Raw genomic sequence first — 18169 nt, forward strand, 5'->3', positions numbered from 1 at the left:
TGAAGGAAATGGAGTTTCGGGAACCGACGATCGCAGACTGCGATCAAATCGAAGCGTATCGGCAAGCCTTCGAGAAGAATCAAGAAGTCATCCATGGTGGGGCAGGACTTGTAGAAAGTCCGACAGCCAAAGACTGGCTAGAGGGATTGGTGGATTTTAAAACAGCAGAAACGGTACCAGAAGGATTCGTTCCCGCCCGTACCTATCTGGCTATCCAAGATCAAAAAGTGGTCGGTCTCTTGAATCTGCGTCTGACACTTAATGCGTATTTGCGCCAAATTGGCGGACACATCGGGTATTCAGTGCACCCAGACCATCGAAATCAAGGCATCGGCTCGGCAATGTTGGCACAGTCATTGGTAAAGGCCAAACAATTTGGCTTGAACAACGTGTTAGTAACCTGTGAAGAAGCCAATCGCGCCTCCGCCAAAGTCATTGAAAACAACGGTGGTAAATTGACAGAAAAAGTCATTGATCCTGAAGATGGCGCTATAATCTGTCATTATTGGATCGATCTGACTTAAAATGAATCCTTCCTTAAATGAAAACGTGCGTCCTAAAGGCTAGCGCAATGCTGACTTTAGGACGCACGTTCTTATTTATTTGACTAAAACCAATTTTTTTAATGGATCGATACCAAATTCTTCTTCTTGACGCAATAAGATTTGGGCACATGCCCGACTATCTTCTAGTGCATCATGGTGGTTTAGTAAAGGAATCTGTAATTGCTCACAAACCGTGTTTAATTTGTGGTTCGTAAATTCTGGATACAGCTTGCGGCTCGTTCGCACCGTGCATAAGGAAAGATAATTTGGTTGTGACAACCCATAATAATCAAGACATCCCGCCAAAACTCCAGTATCAAAACCAGCGTTATGCGCAACGATCAAACTGTTCAGTTGATAATATTGTTGGATTTGTTTCCATACGTCAGGAAACTTAGGCGCTTCTTGTACATCTTCTGGACGGATGCCATGAATTTGAATGTTTTTCCAAAAAAATTCCGTTTCCGGTTGGATCAATGTGTAATATTCGCCCACGATTTTGCTATCTTGTACCATGACTAGTGCAAGGGAACAGGCACTATGCTTTTGATAATTTGCTGTTTCAAAGTCCATTGCGATAAAATTCATCAGACTCACCTCATTGCCATTCTAGCACAAAATCAAAGAATGAAAAGCGAACAAACGTTAAGAAAAACTGAAGTTTTCTTACGGTTAGTTGAGATCCAGTTCAACCGGACAATGGTCACTACCAATGATATCTGTATGGATCTTGGCGTCTAGCAAGCGCTCATTTAAGTCATCCGAAACGACAAAGTAATCGATGCGCCAGCCAGCATTGTTTTTGCGAGCGTTGAAACGGTAGCTCCACCAAGAATAAATACCTTCTGCATCTGGATAGAAATAGCGGAACGTATCGGTAAAGCCAGCAGCCAAAAGAGTCGAAAACTTTTCCCGTTCTTCAGGTGTAAACCCAGCACTTTTTTGATTGGTTTTCCAATTTTTGATGTCGATATTTTTATGGGCAACATTCAAATCACCGCAGAGAATCACTGGCTTTTGTTGTTTCAATTCAGTCAAGTAAGCCAAAAAGGCATCTTCCCAAGTCATGCGATAATCCAAGCGGCGCAATTCATTTTGGGAATTCGGTGTGTAGCAAGTAATCAAGAAAAATTCAGGATACTCCAGCGTGATGACGCGACCTTCCGTATCATGTTCTTCGATTCCTAATCCATAACGGACCGATAGTGCAGGTTCTTTTGCGAAAATTGCTGTGCCAGAATAGCCTTTCTTCTCCGCATAATTCCAGTATTGATGATAGCCTGGTAAATCCAATTCAATCTGACCTTCTTGCAGCTTTGTTTCTTGTAAACAAAAGAAATCAGCATCGAGGGCTTCAAACACTTCAGAAAAATTTTTTTTAACGATGGCCCGTAAACCATTCACATTCCAAGAAATAAATTTCATTGAGACTCCTCCTTATTTTCCACTACGCCTCCCATTTTACCTAAAAAAGCCAGAAGCGCAAAGCAAGTGAGCGGAATGAGGAAAACAAGGAGGAATGCTTGCCTTCAAGAGGGGGGATTGGTTGAAGATCATATTCACCAGAGGTAGCAACTTTTCCTTGAACATGCTAAAATAAGTGAGATGTTTATTGTGAAAGGAAACCTTCTCGTGAATAAAGACTTGATGATTGCGCAATTCCCTGAAATTGCCTTATTAAAAGATGAACCCTTATTGAACTATACGTATACAAAAACTGGTGGGCCGGCAGACATTTTGGCTTTTCCCAAAACAGCAGATGAAGCCAAACAGCTGCTTGATTATTGCCGAGAACAAGCGATTCCTTGGATCGTCTTAGGAAATGCCAGCAACTTGATCGTCCGTGACGGTGGTATTCGTGGCGTGGTGATCATGCTATCAGAAATGAACCAAATCGTGGTGGACGGCACTTCTTTGATCGTCGATGCTGGAGCAAAGTTGATCGATACCACCTATGTCGCTTTGCATGAATCGTTGACTGGTTTTGAATTTGCCTGCGGGATTCCTGGCAGTGTCGGCGGTGCCGTCTTTATGAATGCTGGCGCCTATGATGGCGAGATCCAAGATGTCTTTGCGTCCTGCGACGTTTTGCTGGCTAATGGTCAAATCGTGACTTATACCAAGGAAGAAATGGAATTTGCTTATCGTCATAGCAAATTACAAGAGCAAAAGATGATCATTTTAAGCAGTCGCTTTGATTTAGCAAAAGGCGATCAAGAGCAAATCAAAAAGCGGATGGATGAACTGACAGAATTGCGGCAATTGAAGCAACCGCTAGAATACCCCTCTTGTGGGAGTGTCTTTAAACGTCCAGTCGGTCATTTTACCGGAAAGCTGATCCAAGATGCAGGCTTACAAGGATTGAAATGGGGCGGAGCCCAAATTTCGGAAAAACATGCGGGCTTTATCGTGAATGTCGATCAAGCCACTGCAACGGATTACGTTGAACTGATCGCTCATATCCAACAAGTCATCAAAGAAACCTTTGATGTCACCTTAGAAACAGAAGTCCGAATCATCGGCGAAGAATAGATTAGCGAAAAGATTGTCCCGAGGGGCAGTCTTTTTTTATGAGAGCTGATAAAAAAGAGCTTAGGTTTGTAAGCTTTCTCAGTCTTCGGTACAATAAACGAAAAGGAGTGAGCAGGATGAAAAAGTGGGGACGCGTCATTTTGTTTGTTGGGTTCGCCTTTCTTTTCGGCGGTTGTACGAAATTACCGCAAGAACAGTTTGCCGAACAGTTGACGAATCAGCAAGCAGCGAATGCTGGTGAATTCCAAGCGACGATCGATACCTTTGAGATGGGCAGCAGCAGCGAATACGGTCAAGAAGCCGATAGGTATGCCTCTATGTTGATGTCACAGTTAGTCGGCTCGTCATTTAAAGGGGACTTCGTCCAGGACAAAGAAACCAAAGCGATTTTACTCAATCTGGCAGTCGCTTTTGGGGGGCAGGAGCTGCCGATCAAGCTGATCGTCGATCCAGAAAAACAAGAAGCGTATGTGTCAGCTGAAATCTATGAAACACTGCAAGGGTATATCAGCGCATTTGGTAGTGACAGTTATGGGACAAAACCAGACGCTGCGGAATATGAAGGCAAATACCTGCGCATCGATCAAGAAACCTTAGATTCTTACTTTGGCGAAGGAACTTTTGCAGAGGACGGCGAGGGGACAACCGAAGCAGAAAAAGAGCCTGAAAACCTCTTTACCATGAACAGTCTTTTTCATAATGAGACATTTGCAGACTATCTGAAAACCTTTGAACCGGATGCTTTCAAAAGAGATGGAGATACGATCAGCCACACGTTTACCAAAGAAGAATTGGCAGATTATGCAGATTATGCCCAAGAACACGGCGCCGATCAAAAGCAAGTCGCCGAATTAGAAACGATGTTGGAAGAAGTCGAGCAGTTTGACTTAACCATGACCGTCAATACGAAAACAAATCAGCAGAAAATGGCTTTTCACTTCGTGCAAGCGGATGAGCTGCAAACCACTATCGGAGCCACGGTGACTTTTACAGGGAAGAAAAGTGATACTGCTGTTGCAATCCCTACAGCGGAAGAATTGATTGACCCAGAAGAATTGTTTTCTCCCTATGATTATGGTTGGGATGACAGCTATGACGATGGGTATGAAAATGATTATGATGATGAGTACTGGGATAGCTATGATGAAACCGATGATTGGTCTTCTTATATGCTGACGGATGAGGAGTTTGAAGAACTGCTGCTGCAAATCAAGCAAGAGCTGCCTTATTTGACCCAAGCAGATATCGATGATTATCTGACATTTTATGAAGAGTATTTGACCCAAGAGCAGTATCAAGAGCTTGTCGAAGCACTCCAAGTGACACAAAGTTTATAAGACACTCAAAAGGGAAGCGACCGCCTAAGTTAGCCAAAAAGCTAACTTTGGGCGGTCGCTATTTTTTTAGATACGATTTTTTTTGCGATTCATGACTAAGCGTAAAAGGACGGTTCCAACTGCCATCGTGGCGATTCCCGCTACAATGGCTTCAGGTACACCTTGGGCGAAGATTACACCTAAAATCGCTGCATAGACAGCATTGCCAGCTTTCCCCACAACCTCCGCATATTCTTGCTGGAACAAGAAGTAGATCAAGTTCATTACCAGGATCGTATTCGTCAAGCCTCCAGCGACACCAGCAATCAGTAGCGAAAGACTTTGCTGTTTGTTTTTCCAGATTTTTTGACAGCCTTTGTACACAAAGTAAGGAACGACACCAATCAAAATACGAGGAATCAACGCTACGAGGATCGCTTTCCAGCTTCCTTGATCACTCCCATAAATCGGTACGAAAGGGGAGAAGACAAAAGAAAGCGGGGTGATGATCCAGGTCGAACGCACCATACTGATGATCCCAAAGGCGCCGCCTAAAAAGCCGCCGATCCGAGGGCCTAATACAATGGAAGCGATGATCACAGGAATGTGCATCGTTGTCGCATTTATTGGTCCTAAGGGAATAAACCCAAGAAAGGGAACCGATGCTAAAAGAATCAAGATTCCTAAAAAGAAAGCTGTTAAGACAAGTTCAAAAGTTGATATTTTTTTCATTGTTAGACACTCCGTACTTCCAAAGCAGTCAATGCTTTTTCGAGAATCGTTTCTGTTGCTGCTAATGCGCCTCTGCCGAAATCACCGCAAGCCAGTAACGCTTCACGGGGTTCAATCTCTTGGAAGCCGACTTCTTTCAAAATCCCCAAATTTCTTTGAACAATCGGGTTTTCGTACATGACGGTATTCATGGCTGGCGCAATCAAGCGGGGCACGGATAACGGCAACGCTAAGGCAACTGTTGAGATCAAATCATCGGCTATCCCATGCGCCAGCTTGCCAATACTGTTGGCACTAGCTGGGGCGAGCAAGAAAAGATCGGCTTGTTTGGCTAGTTCAATATGATTGATCCGATCTGGTTGACGTTCTTGCATAACATCTACATGGATCGGGCGTTTGGATAATGACTGTAACGTCAAAGGCGTAATAAATTGTGTGCTGTTTTGAGTCATTAAGACATCCACTGCATAGCCCTTTTTGGTTAATTCATTGGTTAGGTCGGCTGCTTTGTATGCAGAGATACTGCCGCTGACGCCAAGCAGAACGTGTTTTTGTTTCATGTTTCTTTCTCCTTTTCTAAAAAACATCTAGCTAAGCACGCAGGTCATTGCGTAATGTGTCAACGATCAAGGTTGCGATCTCAGCTTTTGTGCGGCCAGTCCCGATTTGTCCTTCTTGTGTCAAAAGGTGTCCGACATGCTGGTTTCCAGAAATTTGCGTCAAGTCGTTGGCCAACACATAATCCGCTTGGCTAGCTAGCAGACTTTTTCGTGCGACCGCAAACAACTCGACTTCCGCTACGTCTACTAATAATTTGAATCCGACTAATAAGGTTGTCGGCTGTAATGCTTTGATGGTTTGGATCACTTTTGGGGTTTTCTTCAACACTAAAAACAAATGATCAGTATTGGAAGAAACTTTGCCTGCCGTTGTTTCAGATTGTGAGAGCACATGTGCCATCAATGCCGGAGTGACCTGGTTGTCATAAGCTGGTAGGGCATCGTTGATTGCTTCATAAAACGCTGCTTCTGAAAAATGAGCAGCAGGGGTGAAATCACTGACTGCCATACTGTGGATCACAGCAGCATACGAATGGGTCGTCAATAAATCGGTCAACCGCGTCAACAAGTCCGTGGTCCCTTCAATGAAATGACAGGTAACGCGTGGATCGGTCGGCGGTTGTTTGGCAGTTTTCGTCGTAACGTAATCGATGGCCACCTCAGGGTATTGCAGCCATTCCTTGGCAATGGCTTGACCAAGTGAGCCCGTGGAATGATTCGTGATTGCACGGACATCATCGATTTTTTCGGAAGTACCGCCAGCCGTAATCAAAATTCTCATTGCGCTTGTGACACCTCAACGATCGTCCGTCCTTGGTGCGTACCAGCTAATAAAGCTGCCAATGTTTCTGGCAAGTCTTCCAAAGTGATGGCTTTCGTGTAAAGCTGATCGATCACATTCCACTCACCCGCTAATTTCTCCCATAATGCCGAGCGGATCTCATGGGAAACATTGACCGAATCGATCCCAATTACGCGAATCCCACGCAAAATAAAGGGTAAGACAGTCGTTTCGATTTTGATTCCACCAGCATTGCCGCATAAGAAGGCACCGCCCCCATACGCGATTTGCGGAAGCACTGCCGCAAGCAATGGACCGCCAACTGTATCGATGACCGCTGCAAACGTTTGTTTTGCTAATGGTTTGACCTTTTCTGGTACCACGTCATCAGGACTAATGATTTTTGCTGCGCCTAGGTCTAACAACCATTGCGCATCGTTTTTCCGAGATAGCGCCACTATATTTGTATAGCCCAGTTTTTTCAATAAAGCAATGCTGACACTGCCGACGCCACCGCTAGCGCCTGTCACCAAAATAGCAGCGTCTTTTGCTAAGTGCAGCTGTTCTAATTCTTGCACTGCTAAAGCTGCTGTGAACCCAGCAGTGCCATAGGTCATACTGTCTTTTGCTGAAAAACCAGCAGAACGTTTCACGAGCCACTCGGCTGGGACCCGTTGAAATTGACTGTAACCGCCTGGGTGAGAAACCCCTAAGCCATAACCTGTCACTAAGACTTGGTCGCCTGGGGCAAAATCAGCAGACTGACTGTCCACGACTTCCCCTGCTAAATCGATTCCCGGCGTCATCGGATACGTGCGGATCACGCCGCCATTTTCTTTTGCTGCCAAGGCATCTTTGTAATTGACATCTGAGTAATCAACACGGACAAGCACATCGCCTGCTGGCAGCTCGTCAAGGGTTGCAGTTGTGAGTGAAGCAGTAAAATTTGGTTCATTCATGACACGAAAGGTAGAGAAATTCGTCATTTCAGACACTCCTTTGATGGTTTGTACTCATAATACCATAAGTTTTATTTTTTTAACCAGTGAAGCAAGAAAAGGCAGGTCTTCTTATCAAAAAATCAGTAAAAACAGATTATTATTAAATCTACCTTTTCTTCGTTAAAATAGAAGTTGTTCTTTTAAACCTTTGAAAAGCGAAAATGCCGGGACCGCCAATTGTTTCCTTTATAACACAAGCGTTTAGCGTCACTCCTTTTTTTGATCAGGGAGAAAAGAATTCAAAAAAATGAAGAAAAAAGGCTTGTGTTTTTTGCAATTATTTGTATACTAGAAAAAGTGAAATTAAACATGAAGTTTACTTATAGCAAACTTTTTTATTTGAAGTTGTGTCAATCAAAGGGGGAATGAACATGGAGATTGGCGAGAAGCTGCGCAATTTGCGCGTTCAAAAGAATTTGACCCAAGAAGAATTAGGCGAGCGGACCGATTTGACGAAAGGCTATATCTCACAGTTGGAGCGTGATTTGAGTTCGCCTTCTATGGAAACTTTTTTTACGATCTTAGAAGTTTTAGGCGTGACACCAGAGGAATTTTTCCGAGAAGAAAATGCGCAGCATCAAGTGGTTTATCGCGAAGAAGACAGCACGCTTTATTATGATGAAGAAAATGGCTATGAATTGAAGTGGCTGATTCCCGATTCCAATGAAAAAGAAATGGAGCCAGTCTTGCTGACCTTTGATAAAGCGGGCGAATACAAGACCTTTGAACCATCGTTAGCAGAAACATTTATCTATGTCTTAGAGGGCAGTGTGGCCTTGACACTAGGAGAAACGCAGTACAAGGCTCGTAAAGGCCAATCGATTTATTATCAGGCGACTGAGCCGCATCAATTAAAAAATATTGCGGGCAAAAAAAGCCGTGTGCTTGTAGTCGTGACAGATTCTTATTTATAGTACAGGAGGAAAGAGTGTGGGAAAAACAATAATTTCATTCAACAATGTGGTGAAGCGATTTGATGATGATGAAACAGTTTTGAAAAAAGTGAGTTTTGATATTGAAGAAGGTCGCTTTTATACATTGTTAGGTCCTTCAGGTTGTGGAAAAACAACCATCTTACGCATCATTGCGGGTTTTTCGGACGCAACAGAAGGCGACGTTTATTTTGATGGACAAAGAATCAATGACGTTCCTGCCAATCAACGGCAAGTGAATACTGTCTTTCAAGATTACGCCTTATTCCCACATATGAACGTTTTTGAAAATGTGGCATTTGGTCTGCGAATCAAAAAATTACCAAAAGATGAAGTGAATAAAAAAGTCTTAGAAGCGTTGCGGCTAGTGCAGCTTCCTGGTTATGAGAATCGTGAAATCAGCGAAATGTCAGGAGGCCAACGCCAACGGGTCGCAATCGCACGAGCGATCGTCAATGAACCCAAAGTATTGCTCCTGGATGAACCATTGTCCGCATTGGATTTGAAATTGCGAACCGACATGCAATACGAGCTGCGGGAATTGCAGCAGCGACTAGGCATCACCTTTATTTTTGTCACCCATGACCAAGAAGAAGCGTTGGCCATGAGTGATGAGATTTTCGTTATGAACAAAGGGAAGATCGTCCAAAGCGGCACACCAGTGGATATTTACGATGAACCAATCAACCATTTCGTGGCGGATTTTGTCGGTGAAAGCAACATCGTCACAGGTACGATGATCGAAGACAACTTAGTGGAGTTTGTCGGCAAGCAATTTGAATGTGTCGATGGCGGGATGCGGCCGAATGAAGCTGTTGAGATCGTGATCCGTCCAGAAGATTTGAATTTGACGACGGCGGAAAAAGGCAAGCTGGTCGTTGAAGTAGACACGCAATTGTTCCGAGGCGTGCATTACGAGATCATTTGTTACGACGAACAAGGCAACGAGTGGATGGTTCACTCTACAAGAAAAGCCACTGAAGGAAGCAAGATCGGTCTTTCCTTTGAACCAGAAGATATCCACGTCATGCGTTTCAATGAGTCCGAAGAAGATTTTGATGCTCGTTTAGAGAGCTACGAAGATTAGGAGGGAAAGCTAATGACGAAAATGCGTCGTTTTTATGCGATACCCTATGTCTTTTGGTTATTGCTATTTGTTATTGCACCAGTCTTATTGATCATCTACCAATCCTTTTTTGATATGAACGGCAACTTTTCGCTGGTCAATTATCAAAGCTACTTAGGTTCTGGCAAATATTTGATCATGACCTTAAACTCGGTTTGGTATGCCTTTTTGATCACCTTGATTACCTTAGTGATCAGCTACCCGACAGCCTATTTCTTAACTAAGCTGCGTCACAAAGATTTATGGCTGCTGTTGATCATCTTACCAACGTGGGTCAACTTATTGTTAAAAGCCTATGCGTTTATTGGGATCTTCGGCATTCATGGCAGTGTCAACAACTTCCTAGAAATCATGGGTGTTGGACCAAAGCAGATTTTGTTTACCGACTTTAGCTTTTTGACGGTTGCCGTCTATATCGAACTGCCCTTTATGATTATGCCGATTTTTAATGCCTTAGAAGAAATGAATCCCTCTTTGATCAGTGCCAGCCGCGATTTAGGGGCAAACAGCTATGATACGTTTCGACGAGTGATTTTCCCTCTGTCGTTAAACGGTGTGAAAAGCGGCGTCCAAGCCGTCTTCATTCCGTCGCTCTCCCTCTTCATGTTGACCCGTTTGATTGGGGGCAATCGCGTAATCACGCTTGGTACGGCGATCGAGCAGCACTTTCTCGTTACCCAAAACTGGGGCATGGGTTCAACCATCGGCGTCATTTTGATCATCGCTATGTTCCTCGTGATGCTGTTTACGGGAGAAAAGAAAAAAGGAGGGCAACGTAAATGAAAAAATTTCGCTGGTCGAATCTTTATCTGATCGTCGTCTTTATTCTTTTGTACGTGCCGATCTTTTATTTGATTTTCTATTCCTTCAATGAAGGAGGCACCATGAATGCTTTTACGGGTTTCACTTTTGAACATTACCAATCCGTCTTTCAAGATACCCGCTTGATGATCATCGTGTTGAACACCTTTATGCTGGCATTTTTATCAGCATTACTGGCAACGATCATCGGCACATTTGGTGCGATGGGCATCTACTATACCCGCAAACGCCGAACGAGAACGGCATTGTTGAGTTTGAATAATATTTTGTTGGTTTCACCAGATGTCATCATTGGTGCCAGCTTCTTGATTTTCTTTACGATGATCGGCAACTTGTTCCGTGGGTTTAGCTTAGGCTTTTTCAGCGTATTGCTTTCGCATATCGCCTTTAGTATCCCGATCGTGGTGTTGATGGTCTTGCCGAAACTGCAAGAGATGAACGATTCAATGATTGATGCTGCCCGTGATTTAGGCGCGAATAATTTTCAAGTCATTAAAAATATCATTTTGCCTTTCTTGACACCAGGCATCATCGCTGGCTATTTCATGGCCTTTACTTATTCACTCGATGATTTTGCCGTGACATTCTTTGTGACAGGCAATGGCTTTAGTACCTTATCGGTAGAGATCTATTCTAGAGCACGTCAAGGAATCAGTTTAGAAATCAATGCATTAAGTACACTTGTCTTCTTATTCTCCATGATCCTGGTGGTAGGCTATTACTTTATCAGTAAAGAAAACGGCGCGAAGAAATTGCGTAAAAACCGCCGTGTGGAGGTGGCAAATCTGCGATGAAACGACTACAATCTCTGATTATCGGTATTGTTGCGATCGTCCTGATCTTGCTCTTTGGTGTCCGTGAATTGGAACGCTCCTCTGGTATGGCAGGCGCTGAGGTCGTCAACATCTACAACTGGGGCGACTACATCGACCCTGATTTGATCAGTAAGTTTGAAGAAGAGACAGGCTACAAAGTCAACTATGAAACCTTTGACTCAAATGAAGCGATGTTCACGAAGATCCAACAAGGTGGTACGTCTTATGACATCGCCATACCGAGTGAATACATGATTGAGAAAATGATGGAACAAAATCTTTTAAAACCATTGGATCACAGTAAAATTAAAGGGCTAGACAATATCGACCCTCGCTTTTTGGACCTGAGTTTTGATCCAGGCAATCAATATTCCATCCCTTATTTCTGGGGAACACTGGGGATCGTCTATAACGATAAATTCTTTGATGAAGGTGAGATCACCCAATGGGACGATCTTTGGAAACCCGAATTAGCAAATAGCATCATGCTGATCGATGGCGCGCGTGAAGTGATGGGATTAGGTTTGGACAGCTTAGGCTATTCTCTTAACAGCAAAGACGATGATCAGCTGCAAGAGGCATTCAATAAGCTACGGACCATGACCCCAAACATCAAAGCCATCGTCGCAGATGAAATCAAGATGTACATGGCAAATGAAGAAGCATCGGTTGCGGTCACATTTTCTGGGGAAGCAGCCGACATGATGTACGAAAACGAGCACATTCATTACGTGATCCCTTCGGAAGGCTCCAACCTGTGGTTTGATAATATGGTCATTCCTAAGACCTCACAAAACGAAGCCGGTGCTTACGCCTTCTTGAACTTTATGCTAGAACCCGAGAACGCTGCACAAAACGCAGAATACATCGGCTATTCCACACCTAACCAAGAAGCCAAGGCATTACTGCCTGACGAGATCACCGAAGACGAACAATTCTATCCATCCGATGAATTAATGGAACACCTCGAAGTCTATGAAAACTTAGGTGCTGAGTATCTGGGCATCTATAATGATTTGTTCTTGGAATTGAAGATGTATCGGAAGTAAGCAAACTGCCATTAAGCAGGGAATGGATCCTGTTTAATGGCAGTTTTTTATAATTTACTATGACATATCAAATGAACCTCTAGGAATATGTATTAGAAAAGGAAATTTATAGAGAATAAACCTGCAATTGTTTCAATAATTAGGAAAAATCAACCTCGTTTTGTTCAAAATGTTTCAAAAACCACTTGACCTAAAGTCAACTCTAGGTGGTATCTTTTTAGATAGAAGAAATGAGCAGCGATGGTTAGAACTAAGAAAAATCACGATATCCCTTTAGGATAACTTGCTATTTCTTGGTTTGACAGGAATTTAAAAAAGAGCGTCCAGCTCCGATTGCCGCTTTTTTTCATTTTAGAGAACGATCCACTCATTTCGACTTCGTGTCTTTTTCCTTGTGAGTAAACACACGAACCATTCAAACATTTCTACAGGAGGTACGTACATGTTATTAGAAAAAATCAAAAGCCCCAAAGAGTTAAAAGAATTGACCAGCGGGCAACTTCAAGAACTGGTAGTAGAAGCACGAACTGCTTTATTGGAAAAAATCAGTCACCATGGAGGGCACAATGGCCCTAATCTGGGGATGGTTGAGATGACGATCGCGTTGCATAAAGTCTTTGATTCCCCCACCGATAAGCTGATTTTTGATGTGTCTCATCAGACCTATATCCATAAAATGCTGACAGGACGCGCCCATGCCTTTCTTGATGCTACGCAGTATGATGCGGTTTCTGGTTACACGAATCCGAAAGAAAGCGAGCACGATCTCTTTACAGTCGGTCATACCTCCACCTCAGTTTCGTTGGCAAATGGTGTGGCGAAAGCCCGTGACCTAAAAAATGAAACGTATAACGTCGTTGCCGTCATTGGCGATGGTTCTCTATCAGGTGGCTTAGCGTTTGAAGGCTTGAACAATATTGTGGAATTAGGCACCAATACCATCGTGATCCTCAACGACAATGACCAATCAATCGCGGAAAACCATGGGGGGGATGTACCAGAATTTGCGGGTATTGCGGGAAACCAAGGGGCAAGCAGAAGACAATCTGTTCAAAGCGATTGGTTTTGAGTACCACTATTTAGATGAAGGAAATGACCTCGCTGCCTTGATCGCTTTATTTGAAAAAGTGAAAGACATTGATCATCCTGTTTTATTACACATTCATACGATCAAAGGCAAAGGCTTCAAGTTTGCGGAAGAAAATCGTGAAAAGTTTCATGCAGGCGGTCCCTTTCATTTAGAAACCGGCGAATATATTTCTGCTGGGGGCAATCAAGTAACCTACAACAGCTTAACGACGGATTATTTATTAGAAAAAATGGCGACAGATCCTAAAGTCGTGGCTGTAAATGCTGGTACACCGATGCTGCTTTTTTCTCCAGAACAACGAGAAAAAGCAGGTAAACAATTTGTAGATGTGGGTATTGCAGAAGAACATGCGGTATCGATGGTTGCTGGGTTAGCAAAAAATGGAGCGAAACCTGTCTGGGCCGTTTTTTCTACCTTTATGCAACGTAGTTTTGATCAAATTTCCCATGATTTGGCCTTAAATCATCTGCCTGGAACGATTCTGGTATACGGTGCATCGATTCATGGAATGAATGACGAGAGCCATTTGGGAATTTTTGATATTCCATTTTTGGCACATATTCCCAACCTTGTTTATCTTGCGCCAACCTCTAAAGAAGAATATCTAGCAATGTTGGATTGGTCGCTGGAACAAACCAACGCTCCAGTTGCGATCCGAGTACCGGTTGGACCTGTCAACGAAACGGTACGAGCAGCCTCTACTGACTACAGCGATCAAAAAAATGAGGTGACTCAAGCTGGCACGCAGGTAGCCATCGTCGGTGTCGGAAACTTTTATGCGCTAGCAGAAGAGATCGCTGAACAATTGGAAATGCAACATGGAATTACCCCAACGGTGATCAATCCTAAGTTTATTTCAGGAGTCGACAACGAATTGCTGGATGCTGTGGCACGAGCGCATAAACTCGTTGTCACGTTGGAAGACGGTATACGAGAGGGCGGCTATGGACAAATGATTGCCAGCTATCTTGGTGATCGTGAGATCGCCGTCAAAAACTATGGCTTAGAAAAGAAATTTTATGATAACTACCGAGCAGCGGACGTTTTATCCGAACTTGGTATCACTGCTGAGGCAATTACGAAAGATGTCATAGAACAGCTGCAGAAATAAGTTCTCTTAGGGTGTCTTGTGTGGCTGATAGGATTGTTAAAAAATGAATGATCGAAGAAAACCTTGCAGAAAAACAGACTGCAAGGTTTTTTCGCAGACTATCGGTGACGATCTGCAGCAAATGCAGAAGACCAATGCTTTTCAAGCATAAAGCCTCAGCGTAGGAAGCATTGGTCAAATGCTGGCGATCCAGCAAATAATAAAGAGGTAGGAAAAGATTGCTTTGGTGTCTTATCCGGTTGAGCTCAGAGAAAATAAAAAAGTATTTTGAAAAAAGAAAAGGGGTAACTATGAAATTTTTTTCAATGAAGTTGTTGGCACTGTTGTCGGTGGCAATGGTCGTCTATTCGGCACCGGCGATTTCTGCCAATGTTCCCGCAATTGCGGCAAGCTTTCCAGAAGTAGATGCGGTCTACGTCGGGTTACTGACCACGATTCCGTCATTGTTTCTTTTGCTGGGGATTTTTACTACCAGCATGATCGAAAAAAGGATCGGTAAAAAATACACGATGGTCACCGGCTTGGTCATTGTGGCGATTTTTGGCACGCTGCCGGCATGGTATCAGGGGAGCTTTCCCGTCTTGTTTCTTTCGCGCGCGATTCTTGGCTTTGGGATCGGCTTATTCAATCGTTTGGCGATTCAAATGATTAGTTTGTTGTTTCAAAATGAGCCGCAAAAGAAAGCCAAGGCTCTTGGGTTAGAAAGTGCCGTCGGTGGTTTAGGCGGTATCTTTATGACTTTGCTGGTAGGGCAGCTAGTGAAGATCAGTTGGGAGATCTCTTTCTTCGTTTATGGCTTTGCCTTGATCAGTCTCTTTTTTGTTCAGGTGTTTATTCCCAACGAAACAAAAGCGAACACTGATGCGGCTCTGATAGCGAACGTGACGGTTTCAAAAGAACGGAAACAAAAGTCATTTGTTTTGGGGGTGCTCTTGTTTCTAATCGTTGTCTTGTTTATCAACTACAATCTGCAGATCACCCCGTTGTTGTTGGAAAAAGGAATCGGTGATGCGACCGATGGCAGTAACATGATCGCCGCCATTGCGACGGGGGCATTTATCGCAGGCAATGCCTTTGGCTTGATATATAGCCGCCTACATCGCTGGTTGCTACCCATTGCGGCATTGCTTGCAGGAAGCAGCATCTATTTGACGTATCCCTTGCAGACGGTGGGGCTGCTCTTGGGTTGTTCTCTACTACTAGGCTTTGCCTTTCGCAACATCATGCCTTTTTTCACCCACTTGCTGACGACTGGTGGTGAAGCGGAAGCTAAGTTTGGCACGATCGTCTCGATCGTTGCTTACAATTTAGGAGTCACGTTAGCACCTTATGCATCACGCTTGCTGATACTAGTCAGTGGCAATGAAACAGCAGGGATGCAGATGATCCTATCAGGGGGCTTGTTGTGCTTGATTGGTGTTCTAGCTTTTTTGGGAAATAAATACTTTCTGTATTTTGAACGAGGATAGGCGAAAGCTAGCTTAATCCTCGTTTTTCCATCTTCATTTCATCCTTCTCATCGCTTATAATAAAAAGAAACAATGATGAGTTGAGCGTACTAGACAAACTGCAGGCGTCAATCAGAGGGGAGAACCAGATGTATCTTTTTCAAAAAATTGAAGAAGCAGCGTTTAAACAAAATGATGCGAGACGAACGATCGGTGACTTTTTATTAAGCAATCGAGAAAAAGTTAGTGAGTATAGCATGGAAGAAATCGCAAAACTGACCCATACTTCCAAGCCGACGCTGGTCCGTTTTGCAAAATATTTTGGCTTTTCTGGTTGGAAAGAATTTGTATATGCCTTCATGCACGAATTGGCTCATTTTGATGATGGGTCAGCAGCAATCGATGTGAACATTCCTTTTGATGAAGCTGCAGACACATTAGAAATCATTGAAAACTTGGCGAACTTGCGTATGCAAACGATTAAAGAAACAGCGGCACTTATGACCGTAAAAGACCTGAATCAAGCTGCGAGGCTCATCAATGGCGCTCAAACCATCGTCATCTATGGGCGTAGTCCAAATTCTTATTTCGGACAGCTGTTTAAACGCAACTTAAACACGATCCATAAAAAAGCCTTTCTTGCAGATGCGGATGAATCTGGCTTGATTTCTAATACGCTGACCCCACAGGATTGTGCCATTCTGATCTCTTATTCTGGTAATAATTCAGAAACGTATCCTATGAAAAATGTGAAAACATTGTTGAAAAATGGTGTGCCGATTATCAGTATTACGAGTGGTGGAGAGAACTATTTGCGGGACTATTCGACGATCGTCTTGACGATTGCTAGCCGAGAAAAACTGTATTCCAAAATCGGAAATTTTTCCACAGAAGAATCGATTCAGTTCCTTTTGACAGTTTTGTTTGCTAAGATTTTTTCCCTCGATTATCAGGAAAATATCCAAATGAAAATCACCAATGCTCGTTTTTTAGAGACGAGCCGAAAAACGACGTTTAAAGAGATGGCAGAAGAATAAAAGGACCGCACCGAATATGGTGTGGTCCTTTTTCCCTATTGTACATTGTTAGGAGTGGTTGATTTCAATTCGATAGGCTCACCGGCAGCGACAAGACGAATCCGCTTTGGATTGACGATCCGATCGTACAAAGCTTCAGGATCCCCATTAAAGGCATCGATATGCGGAGCATCCACTGTTCCCCAATGGGAGAGGATCAATTCAGCATGCGGATAGGTGTTTGCCAGCTTGACGGCATTCTCAAAGCCGATGTGCCACGCGTTGTCGTTAAAGTCAAACAAGATCGCATCTGGCTGAGGCATCTCTAATTGCTCTGGTAAAAGACGAGAATCTCCAGGAATCCACAAGGAGCCATCAGGTGTATCGATCCAAAAGCCACAATAGTCCTCAATTTGGAAGACACGATCAAATTTTGTCGTTTCATTTTGCCAAAGGTGATACGCCTTTGTTAAAGAAATCGTCAAATTCTTCACGGTGAATGAATCATAGATATCGTGGCCTTGGGCAGCAACATGAAAGTGCTCTTGTATAAGTTCGGCGACATACTTGGGTCCATGAAAGCTGTCGGTAACAGAAACTAATTTGTCAATTGTCGGAATGCTGTAATGATCGTTATCCGAATGGGTGATCAATACCGCATCTAAGTGAGGAACTGCCGACGGTTTGATTGGCAGATCGATCAGTAACGGCAGGTCAAATCCTTCTAAGACCGGATCGACCATGATACAAGTACCCCGGCTGTTTAAAAGAATGCCGGAATTTCCTAACCATCGAATGATCGTTTGATCCGTTTTTTGAAAAGCTTTTTCGTTAAAGACAATCGTTTTTGGAGGAATTGCTTGTTGTGCGTTTGTCATTTTTTTTCGTTCCCTTCGCCTGTTTTTTTATTCCAACGCAGCATCGCCGTTCGTAACAGGCTATGCTGAATCGTTGTTCCATTATGAGGTGCTTCAACGGTTTGGGGGAAAGAAGCTGCAGTTCCAGTAATTTTAAGAGAGTATTATGCCGCCATTTTTTACATGATTATTCTATGGCGTGCGCCCATCGATTGTTTTTGATTGCCACAATTCAAAAGTGTCGCATTCATAGAGTAAATTATACCATTGTTTCTCCTGGCTTCGTCAAGGCAGTGCGGGGTCTTTTCGTGGAATAAATTTCGAAAAAAGAGCGGTATTTAATGAAAAGGTGAAATCCATTTCGACTTTAGGAAAATGTGTTGGAACCGCTCTCTAAAAATGGTACATTGCTGGCAGAAAGAACAGTATGTTTTAC

General features: G+C 43.4%; 17 protein-coding genes and 1 pseudogene. 11 read left to right on the top strand and 7 right to left on the bottom strand.

What is annotated here, in order from left to right:
• The first annotated feature begins 8 nt into the window (after window positions 1–8).
• Entirely contained in the window at window positions 9–524 is a 516-nt protein-coding gene (locus tag A5883_RS02360) for a GNAT family N-acetyltransferase (RefSeq protein ID WP_086337940.1), read from the top strand.
• A 75-nt stretch (window positions 525–599) separates the two neighbouring features.
• Here A5883_RS02360 and A5883_RS02365 read toward each other — a convergent pair whose 3' ends face one another.
• Window positions 600–1133 (bottom strand): 3'-5' exonuclease, encoded by a 534-nt coding sequence (locus A5883_RS02365; RefSeq protein WP_010749886.1) that lies wholly within the window; start codon window positions 1131–1133, stop codon window positions 600–602.
• A gap of 84 nt (window positions 1134–1217) precedes the next feature.
• A complete protein-coding gene (locus A5883_RS02370; protein WP_005234144.1) occupies window positions 1218–1970 on the bottom strand; it encodes an exodeoxyribonuclease III in 753 nt (250 codons plus the stop codon).
• A 222-nt stretch (window positions 1971–2192) separates the two neighbouring features.
• Here A5883_RS02370 and murB point away from each other — a divergent pair, with 222 nt between their 5' ends.
• Both murB and A5883_RS02380 read left to right on the top strand, forming a co-directional pair.
• Window positions 2193–3077 (top strand): UDP-N-acetylmuramate dehydrogenase, encoded by an 885-nt coding sequence (gene murB, locus A5883_RS02375; protein WP_371875350.1) that lies wholly within the window; start codon window positions 2193–2195, stop codon window positions 3075–3077.
• A 116-nt stretch (window positions 3078–3193) separates the two neighbouring features.
• Window positions 3194–4414: a hypothetical protein gene (locus A5883_RS02380; RefSeq protein ID WP_034869132.1), complete on the top strand. Its 1221-nt coding sequence runs from the start codon at window positions 3194–3196 to the stop codon at window positions 4412–4414.
• A gap of 66 nt (window positions 4415–4480) precedes the next feature.
• Here the strand turns inward: A5883_RS02380 and A5883_RS02385 are convergent, their stop codons facing one another.
• The 4 genes from A5883_RS02385 to A5883_RS02400 are packed head-to-tail and all read right to left on the bottom strand — an operon-like array spanning window position 4481 to window position 7452.
• A complete protein-coding gene (locus A5883_RS02385; RefSeq protein ID WP_005228527.1) occupies window positions 4481–5125 on the bottom strand; it encodes an ECF transporter S component in 645 nt (214 codons plus the stop codon).
• A gap of 2 nt (window positions 5126–5127) precedes the next feature.
• A complete protein-coding gene (coaC, locus tag A5883_RS02390) occupies window positions 5128–5685 on the bottom strand; it encodes a phosphopantothenoylcysteine decarboxylase (protein ID WP_005228528.1) in 558 nt (185 codons plus the stop codon).
• Window positions 5686–5716: 31 nt separating this feature from the next.
• Entirely contained in the window at window positions 5717–6466 is a 750-nt protein-coding gene (coaB, locus tag A5883_RS02395) for a phosphopantothenate--cysteine ligase (protein ID WP_086337941.1), read from the bottom strand.
• Window positions 6463–7452 carry an acrylyl-CoA reductase family protein gene (locus A5883_RS02400; RefSeq protein WP_086337942.1) on the bottom strand — a complete coding sequence of 330 codons (990 nt, stop codon included), beginning with the start codon at window positions 7450–7452 and terminating at the stop codon, window positions 6463–6465. The genes coaB and A5883_RS02400 overlap by 4 nt, the downstream gene beginning before the upstream one ends.
• 386 nt (window positions 7453–7838) lie before the next feature.
• Here A5883_RS02400 and A5883_RS02405 point away from each other — a divergent pair, with 386 nt between their 5' ends.
• From A5883_RS02405 to A5883_RS02440, 8 genes and pseudogenes are all read left to right on the top strand, one after another.
• The gene (locus tag A5883_RS02405; protein WP_015510239.1) at window positions 7839–8381 is read left to right on the top strand and encodes a helix-turn-helix domain-containing protein; all 543 of its coding nucleotides are present in this window, start codon (window positions 7839–7841) and stop codon (window positions 8379–8381) included.
• 16 nt (window positions 8382–8397) lie between these two features.
• Window positions 8398–9486 carry an ABC transporter ATP-binding protein gene (locus tag A5883_RS02410; RefSeq protein WP_005228533.1) on the top strand — a complete coding sequence of 363 codons (1089 nt, stop codon included), beginning with the start codon at window positions 8398–8400 and terminating at the stop codon, window positions 9484–9486.
• A gap of 12 nt (window positions 9487–9498) precedes the next feature.
• Window positions 9499–10308, top strand: a complete 810-nt coding sequence (locus tag A5883_RS02415) for an ABC transporter permease (protein WP_005234157.1) — start codon at window positions 9499–9501, stop codon at window positions 10306–10308.
• Entirely contained in the window at window positions 10305–11141 is an 837-nt protein-coding gene (locus tag A5883_RS02420; protein WP_005228535.1) for an ABC transporter permease, read from the top strand. Before A5883_RS02415 ends, A5883_RS02420 begins: the two co-directional genes overlap by 4 nt.
• Complete coding sequence (locus A5883_RS02425) at window positions 11138–12211, top strand: ABC transporter substrate-binding protein (RefSeq protein WP_086337943.1); 1074 nt, start codon at window positions 11138–11140, stop codon at window positions 12209–12211. The genes A5883_RS02420 and A5883_RS02425 overlap by 4 nt, the downstream gene beginning before the upstream one ends.
• 442 nt (window positions 12212–12653) lie before the next feature.
• Window positions 12654–14412, top strand: a pseudogene (locus tag A5883_RS02430) (1-deoxy-D-xylulose-5-phosphate synthase).
• A gap of 290 nt (window positions 14413–14702) precedes the next feature.
• Complete coding sequence (locus tag A5883_RS02435) at window positions 14703–15881, top strand: MFS transporter (RefSeq protein WP_034858974.1); 1179 nt, start codon at window positions 14703–14705, stop codon at window positions 15879–15881.
• A 128-nt stretch (window positions 15882–16009) separates the two neighbouring features.
• Complete coding sequence (locus tag A5883_RS02440) at window positions 16010–16897, top strand: MurR/RpiR family transcriptional regulator (protein ID WP_074933326.1); 888 nt, start codon at window positions 16010–16012, stop codon at window positions 16895–16897.
• A gap of 35 nt (window positions 16898–16932) precedes the next feature.
• On the opposite strand, the gene A5883_RS02445 is transcribed toward A5883_RS02440, so the two are convergent.
• Window positions 16933–17754 carry an MBL fold metallo-hydrolase gene (locus tag A5883_RS02445; RefSeq protein WP_086337944.1) on the bottom strand — a complete coding sequence of 274 codons (822 nt, stop codon included), beginning with the start codon at window positions 17752–17754 and terminating at the stop codon, window positions 16933–16935.
• Window positions 17755–18169: the final 415 nt, after the last annotated feature.

Source organism: Enterococcus sp. 5B3_DIV0040, from assembly GCF_002140755.1.
Taxonomy (GTDB): Bacteria; Bacillota; Bacilli; order Lactobacillales; family Enterococcaceae; genus Enterococcus_D; species Enterococcus_D casseliflavus.